General features: G+C 38.6%; 19 protein-coding genes. All 19 read right to left on the reverse strand.

Features of this window, described 5'->3' with window-relative positions; all coding sequences use genetic code 11:
- Positions 1–8: 8 nt before the first annotated feature.
- Positions 9–434 carry a 3-hydroxyacyl-ACP dehydratase FabZ gene (fabZ, locus tag FNLLGLLA_RS07000; protein ID WP_004695477.1) on the reverse strand — a complete coding sequence of 142 codons (426 nt, stop codon included), beginning with the start codon at positions 432–434 and terminating at the stop codon, positions 9–11.
- Complete coding sequence (gene lpxC, locus FNLLGLLA_RS07005; RefSeq protein WP_174892350.1) at positions 431–1,270, reverse strand: UDP-3-O-acyl-N-acetylglucosamine deacetylase; 840 nt, start codon at positions 1,268–1,270, stop codon at positions 431–433. The genes fabZ and lpxC overlap by 4 nt, the downstream gene beginning before the upstream one ends.
- A gap of 263 nt (positions 1,271–1,533) precedes the next feature.
- A complete protein-coding gene (locus FNLLGLLA_RS07010) occupies positions 1,534–2,436 on the reverse strand; it encodes a lysophospholipid acyltransferase family protein (protein ID WP_012864066.1) in 903 nt (300 codons plus the stop codon).
- A gap of 6 nt (positions 2,437–2,442) precedes the next feature.
- Positions 2,443–3,474, reverse strand: coding sequence for a UDP-3-O-(3-hydroxymyristoyl)glucosamine N-acyltransferase (lpxD, locus tag FNLLGLLA_RS07015; protein ID WP_012864065.1), 1,032 nt, complete (start codon positions 3,472–3,474; stop codon positions 2,443–2,445).
- 30 nt (positions 3,475–3,504) lie between these two features.
- Positions 3,505–4,032 carry an OmpH/Skp family outer membrane protein gene (locus tag FNLLGLLA_RS07020; protein ID WP_012864064.1) on the reverse strand — a complete coding sequence of 176 codons (528 nt, stop codon included), beginning with the start codon at positions 4,030–4,032 and terminating at the stop codon, positions 3,505–3,507.
- 11 nt (positions 4,033–4,043) lie between these two features.
- On the reverse strand, positions 4,044–5,015 hold the full coding sequence (locus tag FNLLGLLA_RS07025) for a coiled-coil domain-containing protein (protein ID WP_156696969.1): 972 nt from the start codon (positions 5,013–5,015) through the stop codon (positions 4,044–4,046).
- A 29-nt stretch (positions 5,016–5,044) separates the two neighbouring features.
- Positions 5,045–5,533: an OmpH/Skp family outer membrane protein gene (locus FNLLGLLA_RS07030; protein ID WP_004695463.1), complete on the reverse strand. Its 489-nt coding sequence runs from the start codon at positions 5,531–5,533 to the stop codon at positions 5,045–5,047.
- Between the two features lie 106 nt (positions 5,534–5,639).
- On the reverse strand, positions 5,640–7,808 hold the full coding sequence (locus FNLLGLLA_RS07035) for a BamA/OMP85 family outer membrane protein (protein ID WP_012864062.1): 2,169 nt from the start codon (positions 7,806–7,808) through the stop codon (positions 5,640–5,642).
- 265 nt (positions 7,809–8,073) lie between these two features.
- The gene (gene tnpA / locus FNLLGLLA_RS07040) at positions 8,074–8,538 is read right to left on the reverse strand and encodes an IS200/IS605 family transposase (protein WP_038125930.1); all 465 of its coding nucleotides are present in this window, start codon (positions 8,536–8,538) and stop codon (positions 8,074–8,076) included.
- A gap of 196 nt (positions 8,539–8,734) precedes the next feature.
- Complete coding sequence (locus FNLLGLLA_RS07045; protein WP_156696968.1) at positions 8,735–13,024, reverse strand: translocation/assembly module TamB domain-containing protein; 4,290 nt, start codon at positions 13,022–13,024, stop codon at positions 8,735–8,737.
- A gap of 178 nt (positions 13,025–13,202) precedes the next feature.
- Positions 13,203–14,663 carry a TolC family protein gene (locus FNLLGLLA_RS07050; protein WP_012864060.1) on the reverse strand — a complete coding sequence of 487 codons (1,461 nt, stop codon included), beginning with the start codon at positions 14,661–14,663 and terminating at the stop codon, positions 13,203–13,205.
- A 42-nt stretch (positions 14,664–14,705) separates the two neighbouring features.
- The gene (locus tag FNLLGLLA_RS07055; protein ID WP_174892351.1) at positions 14,706–15,965 is read right to left on the reverse strand and encodes an MlaD family protein; all 1,260 of its coding nucleotides are present in this window, start codon (positions 15,963–15,965) and stop codon (positions 14,706–14,708) included.
- On the reverse strand, positions 15,965–16,723 hold the full coding sequence (locus FNLLGLLA_RS07060) for an ABC transporter ATP-binding protein (RefSeq protein ID WP_004695454.1): 759 nt from the start codon (positions 16,721–16,723) through the stop codon (positions 15,965–15,967). The genes FNLLGLLA_RS07055 and FNLLGLLA_RS07060 overlap by 1 nt, the downstream gene beginning before the upstream one ends.
- A gap of 21 nt (positions 16,724–16,744) precedes the next feature.
- Positions 16,745–17,506, reverse strand: coding sequence for an MlaE family ABC transporter permease (locus FNLLGLLA_RS07065; RefSeq protein ID WP_004695453.1), 762 nt, complete (start codon positions 17,504–17,506; stop codon positions 16,745–16,747).
- Positions 17,507–17,536: 30 nt separating this feature from the next.
- On the reverse strand, positions 17,537–19,519 hold the full coding sequence (locus FNLLGLLA_RS07070) for a SpoIVB peptidase S55 domain-containing protein (protein ID WP_156696966.1): 1,983 nt from the start codon (positions 19,517–19,519) through the stop codon (positions 17,537–17,539).
- Positions 19,520–19,531: 12 nt separating this feature from the next.
- A complete protein-coding gene (locus tag FNLLGLLA_RS07075) occupies positions 19,532–19,816 on the reverse strand; it encodes a biotin/lipoyl-containing protein (RefSeq protein WP_004695449.1) in 285 nt (94 codons plus the stop codon).
- A gap of 88 nt (positions 19,817–19,904) precedes the next feature.
- Positions 19,905–21,245 (reverse strand): phosphodiester glycosidase family protein, encoded by a 1,341-nt coding sequence (locus tag FNLLGLLA_RS07080; protein ID WP_156696965.1) that lies wholly within the window; start codon positions 21,243–21,245, stop codon positions 19,905–19,907.
- Positions 21,246–21,472: 227 nt separating this feature from the next.
- Entirely contained in the window at positions 21,473–22,858 is a 1,386-nt protein-coding gene (gene mreB / locus FNLLGLLA_RS07085) for a rod shape-determining protein (RefSeq protein WP_156696964.1), read from the reverse strand.
- Positions 22,839–24,104 carry a UDP-N-acetylglucosamine 1-carboxyvinyltransferase gene (murA, locus tag FNLLGLLA_RS07090; protein WP_156696963.1) on the reverse strand — a complete coding sequence of 422 codons (1,266 nt, stop codon included), beginning with the start codon at positions 24,102–24,104 and terminating at the stop codon, positions 22,839–22,841. The genes mreB and murA overlap by 20 nt, the downstream gene beginning before the upstream one ends.
- Between the last annotated feature and the right edge of the window lie 68 nt (positions 24,105–24,172).

Below are 24,172 nucleotides of genomic sequence, written 5' to 3' on the forward strand. Positions count from 1 at the left end.
TCATTCTATTATACAAGGGCAAACATGTATTCACCGCTAGCGCACAATTTGTCGCCAACATAGGCACGGCCTTCAACCTTGCCCATTTTACCTTTAATTTTAACAATATCTACCTCCATGCGAACTTGATCGCCAGGTTTTACAGGATGGCGGAAACGCACTTTATCAATACCTGTAAACATAGGAGTAAGACCACGATTTTCCTCAGGGTACAATAATGCAATACCACCGACTTGAGCAATAGCTTCAGTCAATAATACACCTGGCATAACTGGGTTCCCTGGAAAGTGACCTTGGAAGAACAATTCGTTGAATGTAGCATTTTTAATACCCACAGCACGTTTCATAGGTTCTAACTCAACAATGCGATCAACCAAAAGCATTGGGTAACGATGAGGTAAAATTTCTAAAATATCTTCGTGATTAAGAATCATGGCTGTGTCTCCCTTATTTCTTCCATTATACTGCGAGCCAATCTTGAATTTAATTCATGACTCGATTTCAAAGCAATTACATGGCCTTCAATCGGTCCTAACAAGAATAAATCCCCTATAACATCTAATGCTTTATGGCGAACTAATTCATCCTCAAAGCGTGGTATAGATAGACATTTCTCATCATCATAGACTAATGCATTATCTAGGCTACCGCCTTTTGCAAGCCCCATGGCCTGTAATTGTTCCAATTCCTTCATAAATCCGATAGTCCTAGCCGATCCAATGTGTGCTTTGAAATACTCAGGCGATACTTCAAAATCACATTGTTGCGTACCAAGCAACGGATGGCTGTTAATTGATGTAAAAGTCATGCGATAGCCATCATATGGCAAAATCACAATAAAACGATCCCCATCATAAACAGCATGAGATCGAGTCACTTTGTATATATGACGCGACGCTATTTGTTCTTCAATGCCAGCCTCTTCAATAAGATTGACAAAAATAGCACTACTACCATCACCTACAGGAGGTTCTGGAGAATCCATTTCAATATAACAGTTATCAATATTCATAGCACTGAACGCTGCCATCACATGTTCAACAGTAAATACCTTTGCTTCACCATTTTCCAACGTGGTAGCGCGCATAGTGTTCGTCACATTATCAATGTGTGCTCGCACAGAAGGATGCCCTTCAATGTCCGTGCGGACAAACACAATTCCTGTATCTTCAGGTGCAGGCTTAAAAACCATATCTACTGGTTCACCGCTATGAAGGCCAATCCCTTGATATGAAACAGCCTTTTTTATTGTTTGTTGTGGCTTACTCATAAGAATGTCCTTTCATAATCCGAATTCACGTTTACTATACACCAATATGTATTATACCCTATTTGCATAGGCGTTACAAGAAATTTACCATATATTACGCTAATTGGAAAGACTATTCTTAGTCTTTAAAATTTTAATAGATTATTTTTAAACACTAAATTATAAGTTACAAAATAAAAAGAGATTTCATCCATGCTAATAGGAATCAGTTTCATCTTGGATATTCCACAATCGCATAAACAAAATCTCTTTAAAATTATTAACTATTGAAAAACATCAGGTGGTGTATCTATTTGTTCACCATAAAAACGACGAGTCCATTTCCAACGGTTATGAAGCCAAAACCAATCTTCAGGATATCGCCGAATATAATCTTCAATAAACTCATTTAGACGAGTTGTTGTTACCGCTATATCACGCTTTTTATCATCTGTGCGTTCCACATAAATTGGTGGATGCGCTTCAATCTCATGTTTCTCAGAAAACGGACTATAATGTATGGTTACAAAAATAATGGGCACATCTTGCATACGAGCCAATACAGCTGGTCCCGCAGCCGTCAATGTTTCATAACCAAAGAATGGTACAAGAAGGCCATCATCACCAGGGTCCTGATCCATAATAAGGCCTAAAAATGCACCTTTTTTTAGTTCATTAATCATTTCACGAACACCTGTTTTATAGGTCACATGTTGATGCATAATCCGACGATATTCATTGATAAACTTATCGGCATCACCATTTTGTTTCATAGCCACAGAAATCAACGGATACCCTTCAGAAGCAAGAACGGCACCTAGGAGTTCCCAGTTACCACTATGAACAGCGGCTAAGATTGCACCTCGACCATTTTCTAAGGCATCATCTAAGTACTCTCGATTAATAAACTCCACCATATCTTTGTATGCACCATCTTTAATTTCAGGATAGCGCAATACATCAATAATCATACGGCCAAAGCGTGTAGTGCTAGCTTTCGCAATACGTCGAGCTTCTTTAGGATCATCTGTAATATTACAGAATAAAATTTGGCCTATCGCTAGGCGCTTGCGTTTAGGTGGCACCACTAACCACGCAATTTCACCTAGCAATGTACCAATAGCATATTGCAAACCTTTAGGTAATAAGCAAATAAAGGCACTAAAGATTTTCATAAACCTATACATGGATTATTAGCTCTCCTTAAGCTGTGCTTTCAAAGCGTCAATTTCTTTTTGTAATTGTTTTACAGTTTTCACCATTTCTGGCAAACGATTCTCGTAAGCAGCCAATTTTAACCATTCTTTATGAGGTCTCATTGGATACCCAGCCATAACAGAATTAGATGGTACATTGCCAGTAATTCCTGTTTTACCTGCAAATTGTACATTATCTCCAATTGTAATATGACCAGTACAGCCTGTTTGTCCTGCAAAGATTACATGGTTACCACATTTTGTACTACCTGCAATCCCAACCTGTGCAATCAAGAAACAATCTTCTCCAATCTCAACATTGTGGCCAAGGTGAACAAGATTGTCAATTTTTGTACCGCGACGTACCAAGGTAGATCCCATTGTAGCATTATCAACAGTAGTGCAAGAACCAATTTCTACATCATCTTCAAGAATAACATTGCCTACTTGAGGAATATGCGTATGAATACCATTTTCTGTGGCAAAGCCAAAACCTTCACCACCGATAACTGCTTTAGCACGCAATACAACGCGTTTACCCAAAATACAGTTCTCATGTACGATAGCACCTGCATAGATATCAGAATCTTCCCCAATTCGTACATTATGACCAATATATACATAAGGTCGAATTGTTACATTATCACCGATAACAGCATTATCATTAATAACACAATAGGCACCAATAGCTACATTTTTACCAAGTGTAACATTCTTGCCAATAATAGCTGTACTATGCACTTCACGGGGAACTACAACAGGTGGATGGAATACTTCTAGCACTTGGGCGAATGCGGCTTTTGCATTATCAACTACGATTTGTGCCATCGGTGCATTTTTTACTTCCGATTCAACGATAACAGCACCCGCTTGGCATAATGCAATATGTTCAACATATTCACCTATTGCAAAAGTTATGGATTGTTTTACTGCTTGCTCAAAGCTACGTGTCTCAGTAATGACAATAGACTCATCCCCTATAAGTTGACCGCCTACTAAATTTGCGAGTTCCTGTAAAGTTTTTTCCAAGGCAAACTCCTCCCCCGTGATAATCTTCAATTATTGTGCAGCTTCAGTTGTACTTGTTGCAGCTTGATCTGCTTGTTGTGCATTTTGCTGAGCATCTTGTTGCTCTTGGGCTTTAGCTGCATTTTCAACTTCTTTGATTTGGTCGTCAGAAGCTTTACCCATTTTTGTAATCAAATCATCAGTTACATCAGAGCCACCGCCAACAACAGCGCCTTTCTCAATAATAACATCAAGTTTTTTCTCTTTCACAAGTTCATTGATTTTTTGTTCTTGATATTGACGATATTCTTGCGCTTTTGCATTCGCAAAGGCATTTAATTCTTGATTCGCTTGATTAAATACATTTTGTTTAGATGCTTCATCGGCAGCAGCAATTTTAGCATCTAATTCCGCTTTTTTAGCATTGATTTCTTTAGTAATTTCAATACCTTTTTCAGTACTGTTTGCTACTTTCACGCTATCAACATAACCAACATTATTAGAACCACAACCACCTAAGATAGCCATAGAAGCTACTAAAGATGCACCTAATACTAAAGATTTAATACGTTTATTCATAATATAACTCCTTATTGAACTCGATAGGACGCCTTCACTGCATCAGTAATATCAAGCCCTTTAATATTACCACCATCATCGATGATGACTAAATCTAAATGTTGTTCCTCCGCAATAATTGCTACGCGCATACGAACATCTTCTAAAATGGCCTCATGAAGTGCACTCACTTCAGCTTCTTTATCTGAAAGCTTTTTTGCCCATGTATCATTCCACTCTTGCGCCACAGGCAGGTTATTATTAGCAATGATGGCTTGTGCTTGTTGTTGTACCATGGAGTCTCGTTTCTCAGCTAATTCCTTCTGTAGGGATGCAGCGTATTGATTGAGCTCTTCCTGCCCTTTTTGTTGCATTGGAGCAAGCTCAGCCTGTACCTTTGCTTTAATTGAATCCACATCGAAATCCGATGGTTTTCTCTTAGCTAATAAGTCCTTTAATCTTTCTTCTTTTTTAGCTTTTTCAGCCATAGCCGCTGCTCTTTGTGCATCATCTATATATACACGTGCATCATAGGTATATAAGTCTAGTTGAAGGTTTACGATTTCCAGATCATATTCATTAGTACTAACCTTTAACTCAGCTAAATACTTTTGAGTCAATTCATTGCGTTTCGCATTTAATTGCTGATTTAGTTCATTCTCTTTTGTTGCAATACGAGTTTGCAATTCGACCGTAAGAGCATCTGACAAGGTTGAATCCAGTGCAAGCGTTTTCAACTGTTTATCTTGTGTCTCTGACTTGGCATTTAAGGCTTGTTGTTCAAGTTCATATTGACGTTGTAAAAGTTCCAGTTCATTTTTGGCTTGTTTATAATCCTCATAGGATGGATTAAACTCTAGTACATCATCAATGCGTACAACACCTATTGACATACCATCAGGACCCTGTTGGCGATTTGTTACAAAACCATAGGCCCAAATCATAGCACTTATTGCAGCAACGAGAAATATGACTAGTCCTATATATCGTTGTTTCCCGTTCATTGTCGTTCTCCCTTACATAGAACTACAGTTTATTTTTTTGCATCAGTAGCTAGTTTTTTCAATACTTGATCTGTAATATCAACACCACCGTATAGTACAGTGTCTTTAGTCATAACAACGCTAAGACCTTTAGCATCACCAACCGCTTTTGCAGCCTCCATAGCTTTATCTTGAACGGATTTAGCAATTTCTTGATCTTTTTTAGCTAGGTTTTGACGAGCTTCTTCAGCAATTTTTTGTTTAGTAGCATCATCTTGTGCTGCATCAATTTTAGCTTGCGTTTCTTGTTGTAATTGGCTTTGATAGCTCATATATTCTTGAGCTGCAGAGATATAAATTGGATTATCTTGAGACAACATACGAGATGTATCGATAACCCCAATAGTACTAGTCCCACTATTACTACTAGGCGAAGCCATTTGCGTATAAGCTAACGCACCAATACCAACAATAAAAATAGCAGCAATGACGATGGAAAAAATCTTTACATTCGCCTTGTTGTTCATCATTCGCATCATAATAGAGTGCCCTCATTTCTTTAAATCACTGCATCAAAGGATGCCATATAGAGATATTGGTGAAAGCCTCTTTAAAAAGAGGCCTTCACCATATACATTTACAATATTAGAATTGTGTACCGAAGCTGAAGTGGAATTTATTTTTGTGTTTACCCACACCATAGTCAAGTTTAACAGGACCAATTGGGGTTGTAATACGAACACCAGCACCAACGCCATAGTTAAAGGATTTTTTGCTGTTATACCATGTAACATTTGGTGCATCCCATGCATCACCAATATCACCGAATAACACACCGCTAACTTTCTTAACAATTGGGAAACGGAATTCCAACGTAGCATTGTACATCTTTTTACCACGGAATTGATCATCTTCATAACCACGTAAGGAATCAGCACCGCCCAACGTGAACAATTGGCTATAAGGAGCATCACCTTGGATGAAACCAGCACGTGCACGGAATGCCAATACATTCTTAGCACCCAATTTCTTGTACATACGAGTTTCAGCTGTGAATTTGTAGAAGTCGAAGTCACCGCCCAAGCCATGACCAGCCCATTGTGTAGTATAAGAAATACGACGACCACGAGTTGGTTCATAGATATTATCACGAGAATCGTATACTTTTTGCCATGTTACGGAGTTAATGCGACCGAAGTTATTTTTTACATAGTTGTCAGATGCGAAGTTATAGGAACCATTATCCCAGTTTGTACCTTTACCCGCATTTTTATCATAACGGAAGCCAGAGCTATCATCATCATCCCATTTATAAGAATCTTTACGGGATTCTAATGTCAAGTAATCACGAGTATATTCCCCAGTTTGACGTCCGAACGAAATATTAAAGCCACGAGATTTCTTATTGTATTCTGCTACTTCATTACCATCTTCATTGTAATCTGTGTATTCATCTTCGCGGTTGAAGAAGGAGAAGCCAAGGGATGTACCTTTGCTATCGATCCAAGGTTTCAAGTAGGAGATTTGGTAGTTCTTATATTTTTTCTTACCACCGATTTCCCAGTGAACTTTAAATTTATCGCCAGTACCACGGAAGTTATCTTCACCGAATTCAACGATACCCATCAACCCATCAGATTTAGAGTAACCAGCACCTAATGTGATGGTACCAGTCTTATGTTCCAATACATCGATTTCAATAATTACATTATTTGGATCTTGTTCACCTGGCAACATACGAACGTTTACGTCATCAAAGAAACCTAAGTTATATACGCGTTCTACAGAACGACGTACCAAGAATTTATTAAAAGGTTTTCCTTTCTTTTGAACAAATTCACGAGTAATAACTTTATTGCGAGTTTTCTTGTTACCTGCTGGAATGATATCTTCTACGATACCTTCAACAATGTGTATATGAAGTACGCCTTGGTCATCTACACGGACACCATCAACGTGTGCTAACATATAGCCATCACGAGCATATGCAGCATTAATACCTTGGACTTTTTGCCCTACAGATACAGAGTTAAGAACTTGACCTGGTTGAATATCCATGAACTTAGTCAATACTTCGGAGGAATATACAGTATTACCTTCAAAGGAAACGCCAGTAGTAACTGGATTTACGGTTACGGCAAAGTCCAATTTTACGCCTTCAGGCACGGAAGTAAATACAGGATTTACTTCAGAGAAGTACCCAGTATTACCAAGATTAGTTACATCTTTAAATACGCCATCAACAGATACGGCATCGCCAACTTTTTCAGTTAAAATTGGCAACAAATTTGCTTGCTGTTCAGCTGTAACGCCAGATATAGATAAACCGGTAATCAATTTACCTACGTAAGGATTAACAGATTCTGCACTAGCAGATGTGACATATTGTGCTTCTACTGTTGTAACAGCTTGAGTTTGGCCATTTTCAGCAGCCTTATCAAGATCAGTACCACCAGTAGTTTTAGATACCATTTTTACTTGTTTATCATCAGTTTTTAAAGCAGCATTATTGACTGTAACAGTTCCATCAGAACCTTTTACTACAGTGCCGTCACTAGATATAGTCGTATCACCACGAGCAGCTAAGATAGCTGCATCAGTTTCATCTTGTATAGTTGTAGTAGTTGCATCAGCATTATAAACAGCTTGTGTAGTAGCTGCATCATTTGCTGTAGCAGCATTAGTCGTCGTTGTGCTATTTAAATCTGGAGTATAGCCAGCTTGTACCTCAGCAGCAAATACACTGCCTGTCCCCATGACAGCGGTCAACACGGACGCTGCAAGCATACTTTTATAAGCTTTTGGTTTAAACATAAATTCCTCCTAGAACTCATCCCCATAAAGAGTTTACATCTTATTTATAAAGACTAATAAATCTTTATCATTATAGCATAAATTGCTTGGAATGAGTACTATATTAAACAAATTTTATGAAATCATAACCACCCGTAGAACGGGTGGTTTGCCCTGACCCTATAAGGGTCTTTCTCTAGTGGTGGCCCTCTAAAGAGGGCATTGAATGATCTGACAACCACTCTATTACCACTGGCTGCCCCCTACTCGGGGGCTTTTATTTTGCCTATTTTACCGGCTCACCCGTAAACGGGTCGGTATATTCTTTAAAGTTTAATGTATCTTGTGCTATATCTTCTTGTAACTGATTGCGAATATACTCTTTTATCGCTCCTTCATATCTTCCCACCGTATCCACATAATATCCTCTACACCAAAAATGTCTATTTCCATACTTATATTTTAAATTTGCGTGTTTATCGAATATCATGAGGCTACTTTTGCTTTTTAAATATCCCATAAAACTTGATACGCTTAAATGTGGTGGAATTGTTACTAGCATATGTATATGATCCGGACAGCATTCTGCCTCGATAATTTCTACATTTTTTCTCTTACATAAATCTCTTAGAATTTTACCTACATCAGCTTTTATCCGACCATAAATTATTTGCCTTCTATACTTTGGAGCAAAAACAATATGATATTTACATCTCCATTTACTATGTGATAAGCTTTTTACGTCATTCATTGACATTGAACCTCCTATGTTGAAATGTTGTGGTTGCCAGACCAACTCCATTTTAGCACTAGGAGGTTCTTTCCTTTTCTCTAAGAAATTTTACTGACCCCCAGTTTAACTGGGGGTTTAGTCATGCCTATTCGGCGTACAATTAATATGACTAGAATGTGCATACCTAAGGGGTTTACACATTCTAGCCATACTCTTAAAAGCTACGTGTCCAACGACCACCTATATAATTGTTCCCTTTTGATGTATGCCATCCCGTGAACTTAAGGTTTCGTTTAACAGAATATTCTATACCATATTTATTTTGTTTGTTATTAATACCTTGAGAATAAGTCAACATGACTCTCGGTAATACATATTTACCGATTTCAATATTATAATTACTTGCCGTATCCCTATTGGTTGGCTCATCGGGATCAATTGACCCTGTTGTAATATTGATGCGGTCTAACCCAAGTGTATTTTGTAATGCATCTTGTACATAGCCAAAAGCAAACATTTGAAGCCCTGCTGTAGCCACAGCATTCACATCTTCATTTGTCAAAGTACTACTATTTGAATCTGCACCGCGGCCGAAGGTCAACATGGAAATGATTTGCTTTCTAGACAATGTAGGATTAGAGGACAATGATAAGTCCATATGATCCACTGTCCCTTTTACGCCAAGCATAATAGTGTAATTACTTACATTTGTTTCAGCCTCTAATTGTAAGTTTGGTAAATAAGAGCCACCTACGAAATGGGCATTCCCTTTTGTAATATTAAATACATGGCTCAAATACTTAAACGTGCCATTTCTAACATCGAATTGACCACTAGCAGTTGGATTTTGTAAGGATCCACCAAAATGAACATCGCCACTGATAAACATGTTGTATAAGGTGCGATCATATAAGCGTACTCCTTTACCAGCATGAACAGTAACATCCACCCCCATATCTTTGGTACTTTCACTAGATTGTAAGGAAAGAGGAATTTTGAATTGAATCTTTTCAAGATTTAAAGTACCAATAAGGGTCGGCAATCCATCTCGGTCAGCAATATAAAGTTCACCATTCAACGGTCCTCTTACATATTCACTGCGAACCTCTAAGTCTTCTAGCTGAACTGCCGCCTTATAATTAGTAAGAGTATGTCCAGACCAATTTACTTTAGCAGCCAAACCAGCTGAGCCTTTGCCCATATTAATACGGGATTGGAAATCACCTTGTTGACCAGAGAAAATTAAGTCACCATCAATACCAGTAATTTGATTTTCTACACTTGACAATTTCATCGTACCATTACGTACCGATACAGTACCATATGCTTCAGGCTGATCAATAGTGCCTGTAATGTGAACCGTGCCTTTTAACGGACCTGTTGCCTCCTTAACACTAGTTGTAAGAAGAGGGATAACAGCCATATCTGCTTCGTTAAAATCAATAGTTACATCCATAGATTTGCTATCATTTGCTGGAATATACCCAGATGTAAAGATTGCCGCTAATGGAATCTTACCATAGACACTTAGCTTATACCCACTTTTGGCACCTTGAATTCGTTGAATCTGAATAACTTGATCTTGCATTGTAGCCAATACAAAACCTTCATCAATACCAACACCATTAAAGGACCCCGACTCTATAGCACTGGATAATTCTACTTTAGGATTCTTAGTTTCTCCAGTGATATTCACAACACCAGTCACCCAACCAGTAGCTTGAATATCCTTACCTATAAGTGGCAAGAACGGTACTATATCAACATCCTTTAATGCAACCTGTAAATCTGCTTGACCATCAAGATCCATCGTACCGCCTATTGCAATAAGACCGTCCCCAACAGGTAGTTTCAAAGTTGTAACTTTAAATTTACGATTAGCAAAACTTGCATTGATAGTTGCATCACCAACAATTTTTTCATCAATACTTACATCATTAATCTTGCCTGTTACATTAACACTTGGATTGTCGCGTGTACCTCCAATTTCAACAGAACCATTTAATTTACCATCAATATGTTCGTTGGACCGGTCTAGCAAGTTTAGTAAATTCTTTACGCTACCATTAGTAACATCTAATACACCAAATAATTGTCTACTGTCATCAAACTTCATACCACCTTTAACAGCATAGCGACCACCATCGGCTTCAGCAAAGGTGAAATCTTGTACATTTACAACCGATTTATCTGCATAAACACGACCATGAATATCGTTCAATAATTCTCCATTAACTGATAAGGCATCAGATGAAATATAGCCATTGAATTGAGGGTTATCCATAGATCCAGTAATTTGCCCTCGACCAGATACCAACCCATCAACTTTGTAACCCGTATTAATGAGCAATCTGCCCATATCAATATTTTTACCTTCAAAATCAACATTAATTACTTCTTTAGATACTGTACCTCCACCTGTGATAGTTGCACCATAACCTTCAATATCAAATCTATAAAGCTCTAATATATCATTCTGATAGTTATATTTTGCAAATGCATTAGTCACGAGTTTTCCATAAGCAGAACCATCCCACAAATGAGCACGACCTTCTATAATCGGATTTGCAGCCGTTCCTGTAATATGATTGTCCGTTTCAAACCAACCCGTAATAGGAACATCTGTAACAGTACGAATCACATTTTCAATACGAGCAGCCCGAGCCCTAGCATTTAAATCTAACGCATCCGTATCAAGATTATACCAACCATTAACATCATAGCCCCCATCGCCATCACCAATATGTCCGTTGATAATAGTGAGAATATGGTTATCTAGCTTAATATCACCATGGATATTATTGAATCGAGCCCCTTTATAATGTACCTCTTGACCCCATACAGTGCCCGTTACATTTGGATTATCTACTATGCCTTTTATCGCAAAAGAAGTATTTAAGGTGCCATCAACATCTTGACCAATAATAGGACTTAATGCGGTCAACGGCAATGCATTACCTGAAATAGTGGCATCTACGTTACCATTCTGGATATAGCCATACCCGCTAAGCGTCCCATCCCCCATAGTACCTACAACGGTTATGTTTGTACGATTATCAGCATGCGTAAAGTTAGCTTTTACAGTATCAACCACAACGCCGTGAATACCTATTTGGCGACCTTCAACAGCGCCTACGGCATCTGTAACTTGATTATTTTTTCCTAAAATACGAATCTCACCATCGATATTACCTGTAATCGGTGTGGTCATATCTTTTGTGAAAGTGCCTAAAGGTAAATCTTGAGTATTTATAATAGCATCAAAATCCCCTGTATCAGCTACATATTGACCCTTAATCTTTGCGCTACCTTCACCTATAGACAAGTGCGCATCATCAGTACGAACTAAACCGTTATCATATACGATATTCCCTTGTAAACGATCAATATAGTAACCTTTATAAGAAATACCATCACTAGCAATCGTTGCATCTACACGAGGGGCTACTGTCGTACCACCAATATGTGCACGCCCACCTACAATGCCAGTAACACCGACATCTGTTATCGCTTCTAAAGCTACTTTATCGGCTACAACATTAAGATTTAAATATTCTTCCTCTTTACCCAGTGTAACTAATCCATTGATCTTTGCTACTTGATCATTTACTCTCCAAGAACTACGACTAATAACGATTTGATCATTATTAAGCATAATGCGACCCGTACCATCGGTAATATTATAAATTGTATTACCCCGTTTATAAGTGCCGGTTAAGCCTTTAAAGCCTACATTACCACTCATGATATATTTGCCATCTTCACTTTTAAGATTTAAATGTATATCTTGTAATTTACCACTCGTTACAGATAACTCCTTACGAAGTGGAACAAAACGCATAATACCAGCTGTATCAATTTCGTTAGCTTGTACAAAGAGATCAAAATTAGATACATTGTTCATATCAATTTTGCCATTCATGGTAATTGCGGAACCATCTACATCCGCAGTAAAGGCGCCTTTAGACATTCCACTCATATTAAGCGCCATAGTCCCATCAAGATTTTCTACATTTCTCTTTATTCCATCTTTAGTACGTAGAGCTACACGACCATCATTAATAGTTACAGAGCCATCAAAAGTACCCGACTTATTTGGATCGGATGGTTTTACTAACTTAGTTATACTCCACGACCCATCAGCTAGTTGCCATATATGAAAATCTGGCGTCTCGACGATTACACTAGAAATAGCCGTAGCCCCTGATGTGTTGCCACCAATAATCTTCGGTAAAGAAGATAATTTAACTCCTACAGCTACCTCTTGAGCAGTTCCAACTAAATGTCCATCTCTATCTTTGATAATCACATCTGTTAGAACAACATCACCATTCCAATTAATTCGGAGAGAATCATAGTCTATAGAACCGTTTATGACATTATTTACTTGTTCTTTAACCATAGGTGCAATGTAAGTTTGAGCCATAGGATTAATGCTGGCACCAACAATACCAGACAAACCTAAAATCGCTGCACCGATAAGGAGCCACTTTTTACGGGTCATAATGATACTCCCATACACATTATGAATAATATAAATATATATACTAATCTTACCACAGACACAGTAATAACTATAGTATTTTCAGAGTGAATTTTATAAAACCTATCAGGAACACTCATTGTCTATAATGTTCATTACAAGAAAAAAGACGACCAAAGTCGTCTTTTTAAAGATCATATTATTGATTGCCGCCTAGTTTTGACAATTGTTCAACAGCACCACTATTAGCGATAACTTCAGCACCTTGACCTACAGATGTAGACAATGGAACGCCTGTTAATTGTTCAAGAGCCGCAATGCTAATATTGTAATTGTAAAGAGCTTCTACATAGTTATTACGAGCTGTTGTCAACTTAGTTTCTGCATCAAGTACATCAAGGTTCGTACCAACACCTGCACGGTAACGAAGCGTAGCAATACGGAAACTTTCTTGACCTTGTGCGACTGCAGTTTGTGTACTTTGAATTGTTTGTTCAGCAGCTCGTAAATTCAAGTATGCTTTTTGTACAGCTAACAATACAGCATCAACAGTTGCCAAGTTAGCTTCTTTTGCTTGTTCAAGTTGTGCATTTGCTTTTTTAATAGCATTTTGTGTTGCACCACCATCCCATAAGTTCCAAGTAGCACTAGCGCCAACACTCCAGGACTTTGTGCTTGTACCAAAGTAACCATCTGGATCACCATAGCCACGACCAGCTTTTACAGCAACCGTAGGCAAATAACCGGCCTTAGCAGATTTTACAGCTTCTTCTGCAGATTTTACATCAAGAGCTGATTTAACAAGAGCGGAACGATGAAGCATAGCATATGCTTTCGCTTGCTCCAAGGTTACATTATATGGTTTATATTGTAAATCACGCTCTGCTGTAGTAATAGCTGTTTGTGCAGGGTATGCAATAACTTGATTTAAGTTCGCCTCTGCTAAATTTGCAGCATTTTGCGCTTTTACAAGAGATGTTTGAGAATCATCAAGATTTGTTTTAGCTGCCAATACGTCGGAGCTCGCCACTAAACCAACATTATACTGTGCCTCTACATTGGTTACATGACCTTGATAATCTTTAACAGCTTGTTGTGCTACATCTACCATATTGCGGCTCATAATCAATGTATAATAACCGTTAAGAGCATCATATTTTGCTTGTTGTAAAGCCTCTTCATAGCTAGCACCAGTACCTTCACGAGTATAACGTGCAGAATCAATGCTCGCATCAAGTTGTGGATTGAATACAGGCGCACTAATGGAGAAGTTATGACTTCCAGATTTGCCACTACCTGTGTCACCGCCCGTTTTTTGAGCACTCCAACCATAACTAACACTTGGATTCTTACCAGCTGCTACTTGGCTTACTGCAGATTTAGCAGCTTCATAACCCCATTTAGTTTGCTTAGCTGTACGATTATTAGCTAATGCTAAATCAACCGTACGGGCTTCGTTTAAAGCTAATGTACGTTCATAGGTTTTACTGTCTAAAACAGATTTTTCTGCTAATTGCTTTTGTGTTAATTGAATAGCTTCTTTTTGATATTTGCTTAATTGGTCTCCGTTGTTAACGGATGTAGTTACTACATCAGCCGCGAATGCACCAGTAGTAACTAAAGAAAGCATTACACCTAAGGAAAGAACCTTTTTATTCATAATATGTACCTCCATACTCATATAGAGTAAATGTGTTAGTCATTAGAATACTTGTTTAATACCGAAATAGGTACCTCCATTCGTAGAACTGAACGGTCTGGTCATTTGAATAACGCCATAGGTATCTTTATGCAAACGTATATCACTACGAATACGATATTTACGATGATTAAGGTCATATAGCGCGGCTGATAAGGACACAGGACCACGGAGGTTATAATCCACCCCGAGACCCAATTCACTTTCAAAAATACCACCACGCACCAACCATTTAGAACTAATAAATCGACCTGCATTCAGATCAAAAGTAGTATCATCACCTATATTAGAAAGGCCAATTTCAGCCATTCCTTTATTGTTAAAGGCACGTACTCTACCATTGACACGGAATTCATTATCCGTTGTGTTATACAACAAATCTACAGATGGTTCAATCTTGGTAAATGACTTTTTTTCAGTCATACCAACCTCTACACTATTTCCATTTACATCCGTTTGGTACGCCTTTCCGCCCATCAGTTTATTGATGCGAGCTGAAATCTGTGCCGTATTATGTAAAGTCTCTTTAATATTTTCTTGTGCCTTAGGATCTGTTACAGTCGATTCCATGGTACGAGCCATATTATCTACACGATCAGTAGTTTGTTTTAAATTAGTTAAAATAGCACGCATATCATTACCTGCATTACCATCAGCATTAAATTGCTGTGCTGCTTGATTTAGTTGAGCCGTTACATCCGCCATATTTTGTGTAATAGCTACCGCATTATCAGCCATCACCGCTGTAGATTGCAAGGAATATTTAAGTGCACTTTGAGTTGCAGGATCACCAATAATACTATTGATAGACTGTAGCATCTTCTCAGTGCCATCCATTAACTTTTGCGCACTCTGCATGGCCTTATCCACAGCATCAACGCCTTCACCTTTAACGGAGTCACCATCCTGTAAATATACTTTAGACTGTCCTGGTGAAATTTGAATAAATTTATCACCTAAAAAACCATCTGACCCCAAGGAAAACATCGAGTCACTTGGAATCTGCGTTTTTTCATCAAGCTTCATCTTAACCACAACGCCACGCGGTGTAATTTCAATATCAGAAACAGTCCCGATGGCCACGCCGGAAAATTTAACCTGATTCCCATTTTTTAGGCCATTTACTTGAGTGAAATCACCTGTAATTGTCATTTGCGGTTTAGCCCAAATATCGATACGGCCTACAAATAGTATGCCTGCAATAAATAGAACTATACCTATTATTGTAAAAGCCCCTACCTTGGCCTCCGTCGTCCACTTCATTATATATCTCCCATCGCAGATTCGTTAATCGGCTCTGCTTCACCATGAATAAATTGTTGTACCTTCTTATTTGTAGAATTCTTAAATTCTATTGTATCAGAAATTTCTACAAAATGCCCCTGATCGAGTAAAGCTATGCGGTCAGCAACATAAAATGCTGACTGCATATCATGTGTTACCACGATAGAAGTACAACCGAGCCGATTCTGCATCCCCTTAATTAGCATACTAATCGTACCTGATGTAATAGGATCTAACCCTGATGAAGGTTCATCATAAAGAATTAAACTCGGATCTAGTGCTATAGCACGAGCTAAGCTAACCCGCTTTTTCATACCACCAGATAACTCATTAGGCATATATGACTCATATCCCTTTAAACCAACCCAATCAAGTCTTTCTGCCACAATGCGTTTGATTTCGTCATCCTTTAACTTCGTATGTTGACGCAAACCAAAAGCTACGTTCTCACCTACCGACATAGAATCAAACAAAGCTGAATATTGGAATACCATCCCCATTTTTCTTCGTACTGTATTAAATTCATCTTCAGATAATGTAGTTATATCTGTGCCATCTACGATAATCTGCCCTGATGTAGGACGTTGTAAACCTATTAATAAGCGAAGCAGTGTACTTTTACCACTACCACTGCCGCCTAATATAACTAACGTCTCCCCATCATTAATAGTGAGATTAACAGAGTCTAAAATCACACGTGACTCATAGGCAACTACAACATTGCGTAGTTCAATCATAAATCCCTCTAAAAATATCTACTAAAATAACAATGTAGATAAAAAATAATTTAATACAAATACTAGAATAATACTAGTTACTACAGAACTAGTAGTGGAAAAGCCCACAGCTTCTGCGCCCATTTTAGTTTCCATGCCCTTATAAGCACCTACCAATGCAATGACAGCACCAAACACACTAGACTTTATAAGACCTAAAGTGAAGTCTGAAATGGTAGAAAACATTTGAATAGAGTCTAAATATGTACTAGGCGCCAAACCCTTGATAACAGTGGCTACAAAGTAACCACCGGCAATACCGATAACAACACCATAAAATGCCAAAATTGGCACCATAATCATACACGCTACTACACGTGGTACCACGAGGTAACCAACAGGGTCAACAGCCATAACACGTAGGGCATCAATTTGTTCTGTTACCTTCATTGTACCAATTTCAGCCGTGATGGCGGCGCCAACACGGCCGGCTAATACTACACCAACTAAGATAGGGCCCAATTCACGGCCCATAGCTACAGCCATAAGGCCACCTACTGTACTTTGAGCACCATAGGTAATAAGTACATCTGTAATCTGTAAAGTCATAACCGCACCAGCAAAGAGCAAAGTTAAGCTAATAATAGGCAAAGAGTCTACCCCTAGGTGAGCCATCTGCTGAAATACATGCCACAGATTAATCATTTTTAATTGTTTTATTGTTTGCCACACTAATAATGTAGCACTACCCATCTGTGATAGGCCGTTTATGACGACTCGACCTATCGATTCTAGCCAACTCAACAGTGTCTCCCTTTCCCTTACAGTTTCAACTTATTCAGGTGTATTTGTTTCACCAGCATTAGCCTCATCTTTTTTATTAGTTTCTTTCGACTCTTTTTTAGGGTCCTTTTTAGACTCAGCTTTATCCGTTTTATCTTTTTTAGATTGATCTTCCAATTCTAACTTGCGTTCCATCTTAATCTGATGTTTCGCTTCTTTGACGCGTTTTGCTAATTCTTTATCACGATCAGCGGGCTTCATTACATGAATCGTAAATTGACCATCACCTTGCACGATGTACTCAGTATCAACGGCAGTCTTTTCAGGTTTCTTTTCATCATCCTTACTAGAACTCAAATCTTCTTGACCTGTTTTTTTCTTTACATCCCCTGGCATAGGTTTTGATTCCACATCTTTAAGTTTAGCCTTTTTAACAGATTGAGAGCCATCTTCATCAACTAAGCTAATACCATCTTCCAAAAATTCTACAACGATTTGATTATTTGTATCAGTCTTTTGAATCTCATCATAAAGCTCATCGAAATCTTTATGAACTTTCAAACGGCGTAAAATTTCGTCTGTTAAATTATACTTTTGTTTTTCCAATACGTATGGCAATGGAATCTCGCCACCGCCACGTACCTCTAAAGTATATTTACCAATAGCTTGATCTTCTGGGACCTTAAAGAAGATTTGTTTAATAACCTTTTCGCCGCGGAACGGTTCTAATGTTACATCTACTACAATAGTATCCCCAGGAGAAACTACAGTAGACGAAGCAGAAGCATCTATAAGCTTGGCTGTTTTCTTATCTTGCGTTACGTTTGTTTCAACCGAAATATCCGAAATTTCATAGTTGATGAATCGATTGTTCATAAGCACATCGATAACATTATAAAATTCATCAACTGCTTTTTCACTAATGGAATCAGAGCTGTAGAACATATTTGTCCGCGTTAATGGCTTATGTTCTTTCCCTTTTGGCGTAATAGTATAAGAAATTGTAGCCGTACCAGAACCACTGCGATCCAATGTTTTATTCAACATATTGTATAAGGCTGTAGCTGCTAAAGTTGGTGTCATTTCACCATCTTCAATAACCTTGACGGAACTAGTTCTATCACGGCCCATATCAATATCCTTTAAATGGAATCGCAATGGAATACCTGGCGAAATCACGCCTGATACACCTGCAATACCGGCACCTCTATCTTCAGTAACAGAACCAATCTCTTTACCCATAGAGCCAAGCTTAAAGGCAGCATTATAGCTTTTTACAACGGTAAAGATACTTGCATTGTGCATAAAATAGTTAGAAGAACCATGTTTTAAGAATGGATGACCAAAGGCAACAACCTTTTCACCATCTACATGAGTAACAGTACCAATAGCGCCCAATTTAAGGTCACCATCAACTAGCAAAGCCGCTACCGAGCCACCAGCTTCTAAAGGTTTTGCAATTTCATCACCACTAGCACTTGCGGTGTCATATGTTTCATATTTATATTGTGGTAACTTCGATTTAAAGTATTCCATTGATGCCGCATCGAAGCCATACGCCATAAGTGGAGTGCCTAAAGGAATCAATTGTGTATCATCCCAAGGTTTAGATAAGTTTTTCTCATATGGTATATTCCATAGTTTGACCATATCCTCAATAGGAGTAATCATACCTATCGTACCATCCGCAAACCCCCAGCCATAAGCAACAGCCCCAACAAGTTTACCATTTATATATACAGGGCTACCACTCATACCATGCGCAATGCCACCAGTTTGATCCATAACGGGTCCGGAAAACTTGGCTAAAATAAGATGACCAGATGGTCCCTTATCCTTCATGACACCCAATACCTTTACATCAAAGGTGGAAATAGTATCCCCTACGATTACAGTTTTTGCAATACCTTCCATACCTGTTGTTACATCATTGACAGGCATAAAATCAATAGCCTGTACAGTTGTAAGTGAAGTACAGAAGAAAAGCGCCAGTATCGCTTTTCTATACCGACGCCAAGAATGAGAAAACTTCATTCCTTCTCTCCTTTATTTACTTTCTACAGTGACAACGATTTGATCACGAGAAACGTCTGAACCCACTGTAACATTAACCGCCGTTACAGTACCAGTTACAGTAGATTTAGCAGCAGCCATAGGACCAGCCAATGTCTCTACAGTCACCAATGTTTGGCCTTCTGTTACAGAAGTACCAACAGAAACTGTAGAAGCAACTTTACCTGTTAATACACTTTGGTATGATACAGGGGCCGCCATTACAGAGCTAACACTTAAAATGCCTAATGCAGCTAAAGCTAACACTACTCTTTTCATAACGATCCCTCCTTTTACAAAATTAGTTATGTATTTATAGTATACTAAATTATTAGTAATATTTCAAACAAAATTGTATGCAACGAATCTATTTTATAATTACTATATCCTCATAACTCATAGGTGCAGAAGATTTGTGTACATAATCATCATTGATAACTATATCAATGCTACCTTGATTTGATAATTCAGCGCCATCAACAACACCTAATTTAGACAATAACTGAGCTCCTTCTTTTTGAGTCACACCTACAGATTGAAGTTCGGATTTATCAACTGTTAGCACAACTAAATCATGTTCCTTTGTGGTTCCAATGAAACTACGACCTTTGTTATTAGATTCATCAGCTCCTACATAGCGACCGCCTTTCATCACCATAGTGCCCACTTCTAAACTAGCTCCACCGGTAGTACTAACTTGAGCAAGTTCTTCTCTATTTTGAATCGTAATAGGTGTTCCAACTTTTAATTTTCGTAAAGCATTTCCAGATTCGCCATGACCAGACAATACATATTGGTTTTCCCCAATTTTAGAATTTCCCTTTTGTTTACTAATAACCTTGCCATTAGCTACAGTCACTTCATAACCATATTCATTGGTCTTTGTAGAAGGACCATAAGTTGACGTATAAAGGGTCAAGGCATTCTCTTTACGAACCGTATCAACGGAGGTGATTACAAAACTCTCATTCTTTGTTTTAGCTTGAAGCAAAGGTTTTTTCTCTTCTATAAAGTATCCTCTATTAGGCGTATATCGTAACGTACCACGATTAGAAATACGCTCTAAATCAATGGCTCCATCACTCGCCACTGAGTAAGGTCGTTCAAAACTGCCCCCTTTTACCTTTGCTCCAATGATAGCTGTATGAGCTTGAGTAACAGAAGATAATGGTTTACCTTCTGGAACATGCGCCACCACCATAGGTGAATCATTATCTACGGTCAATGCAAAGGCTTGAATTTTCCCTTCAGCTACGGTGTTATTAATTTTGCTATACGTTACAGATTTATTTACATCTTTTGTAGTCTGTTGCGCATAGCCAGAAAATAAATCCACTACTATACGCGAAGGCTTTTCTAATGCAAACTCATGATGTTGTACATCCTTATTCGCTGTTAATGTTACTCGTAAGGCCCCATTAACCGGTTGTAAGCCAATGCCTTTAAGAACTCCCGTTTTTTTATCATTTTGTGATATGGGGCCAGTTAAAGCATTTGTAGTGCCCCCTAAGTTCAATGTAAGAGCATGTGTTTCTTCATTATAGGATTGAGTCCAAGATACAGGCATTTCAGATACATCTAAAACAATTCGGCTTGTACCTTCATGATTAGATACGCGCACCCCTGTTAAATTACCGGCCTCAGCATGAGGAACGGTACTACCCAGTAGACCTAAAACAGCAAAAGTCATATACAGATATCGTTTCATCTTTAATTCCTCTATAGCTACAAACCATAATAATGGCCTTATATCATTACATCAATTTTACGCAATATACTTTTACTATAGTATACAGCATAAAGATGAAAAATTCAAAAAATAAACGAAAAACGAGGTTACAGTCTAAAGATACTCCATACATAAAATAGAATAACTGTAGACCATAACCTCGTCAATTTAAGCTTACATCATCATGGTATATTATTGTAACTATATTATTGTAACTCATCTAATGTATCACGAAGCTGTGACATTTCATCTAATGCCTTTGCAACACCTTTAATCACTGCATATCTTGGAGATTCTACAAGGTATGCCGCGATTCCAATAGAACGTGTAATAACACGGTCTAATCCATCGATGAGCGCGCCACCACCAGTAAGAATTATGCCATGATCGTTGATAGCGGCCACAAGTTCCGGTGGAGTTTTTTCTAGAATAGACTTAACGCCTTCCAAAACATTCATCACTTGTGCTTCTAGAGCACGTTGAATCTCTAAAGAATTCACCGCAACCATCTTTGGTAATCCAGAACTTGAATCTCGTCCTCGTACCTCAATCGTGCGCTCCTTTGCACGGCGATCCACAGTCCCTACAGAAATTTTAATTTTCTCTGCTGTTAGCGGACCAATAACCAAGCGTTTCTTACGACGGATATAGCGAATAATAGATTCGTTAAAAGAATCTCCACCGATGCGAAGTGATTCACTTACAACTACACCCGTATCACAAAGAACGGCAATATCCGTAGTGCCACCACCAACATCGACAACCATCGCCCCTACGTGCTCAGCATCATTGAGACCAGTCCCCATAGCAGCAGCCAATGGTTCTTCAATAAGGACTGTCTTTTTTGCACCAGTTCTGAGTAAAGCTTCCAAAATAGCGCGTTTTTCAACTGGTGTAATGCCCGACGGAACACATACAATAATACGCGTCTTCATCAATCTAGAAGCAGGTACAACGGAGCGAATAAAGTACTTCAACATGAATTCTGTCATATCATAATCTGCAATAACGCCCGCTTGAACTGGACGGATGACGGAAATCCCTTTTGGAGTACGGCCCACCATAGAACGTGCAGCCTCACCTAAAGCAAGAATATCACCAGTTTTATCATCCCGTGCAATATACGCAGGTTCATCTAATACCAAGCCTTTACCCTTCGCAAAAATGAGGATATTTGCAGTCCCTAAATCAATTCCCAAATCGAAGTTTAAGGATCGATTTAAACGACTCATAAAATCCCCAACTTGCTCAGGTCGAACTAAACGTTTTAATGTCATGGCTGGTGTTGTTTTAGCAATCGCTACAGTCTCACGACTACGTCGTTCAGCACGGCGCATTTTTGTAACTTTAATCATGGTCTCACGCATATTGGAGGCCAAATGATTAGCTTGCTTTGCCACGCCATTTGAAAGCTTAGTAGACTTACGTTTTGTCCTTCTCAATGGTTTGCGTGTAGTACTCACTTTCGAATTTTCAACCTTTGCAGCACCTAAGTTCTGTTGCTCGTTGTATAAAGCCGGCCCTTTAGAGCGCCGGCTTCTTTTCTTTTTATTTTGTTTTGGCTGTGTACTCTTATTCGTCAACCCGAACAATATCAGCACCTAACCTTTGCAATTTACCTACAAAATCATCATAACCTCGGTCAATATGATGTAAACGACCGACTTCTGTTCTACCTTCCGCAGTCAATGCAGCACATACAAGCGCCGCTCCAGCACGCAAATCAGTAGCATTTACTATAGCCCCATGTAAGCTTGGCATACCTTCGACAATAGCTTGACGATTGTCAATGTCGATATGCGCTCCCATTTTACGAAGTTCAGCAACATGCATAAATCGGTTTTCAAAAACAGTTTCTGTTACTGTACTAGTGCCTTCCGCAATCGTAGTAAGAGCCATAAATTGAGCTTGCATATCTGTTGGAAATCCAGGGTATGGCAATGTTTTAATGTCCACAGCTTTAATGCCTTTACCACTACTGATAACGCGAATACCGTCGATTTCTTCCTCTACTGTTACACCAGCCTCCTTTAATTTAGCCACTACTGGTTTTAGATGTTCTGGCAATGCGTTTTCCACAAATACATCACCACCTGCCATAGCAGCTGCGATTAAATATGTACCAGCTTCAATGCGGTCAGGAATTACTGTATGAATAGCACCGTTTAATTGAGGTACACCTTCAATACGAATCACATTTGTACCAGCTCCGCGAATATTAGCACCCATAGCATTTAAGAATGTAGCCAAATCAACAATTTCAGGCTCTTCTGCAGCATTTTCGATAACGGTTTTACCTTTCGCCATAGAAGCAGCCATAATTACATTCTCTGTAGCCCCCACACTTGGAAAATCCAAATAAATTTGAGTCCCTTTAAGTCCTTCCGGTGCATGAGCATATACGTAATCTTCAGTAATTTCAATTTTTGCACCTAATGCTTCAAATGCTTTTAAGTGAAGATCAATGGGGCGTGCACCGATAGCACATCCACCAGGCATTGAGATTTTAGCCTCCCCTTTACGAGCCAAAAGTGGACCCATGACAAGGAAGGATGCACGCATTTTACGTACAAGTTCATAAGGAGCTTCCGTAGCAGTCAATGTAGAAGCATCAAAAACAATTTCACCATCTGCATTATTACGAGCGATTTTAACCCCCAAAGACTCGATAACTTGGCAAATCGTGCCTACATCTTCTAAATTTGGAATTTCAAGCAATTTACTAGGCGTTGATGCTAGCAAAGTACCGGCAATAATAGGGAGCACTGCATTTTTAGCACTACTAACACGTACACGTCCTTCCAACCGATTGCCACCTTGAATGATTAACTTTTCCAACAGAATTCCTCCTACACTTTATATCGTTCATCTTGTATAAGCTACAAGACCTTGTATTTATAACGTCA

It is taken from the genome of Veillonella parvula (genome assembly GCF_902810435.1).
Classification (GTDB): Bacteria; Bacillota; Negativicutes; order Veillonellales; family Veillonellaceae; genus Veillonella.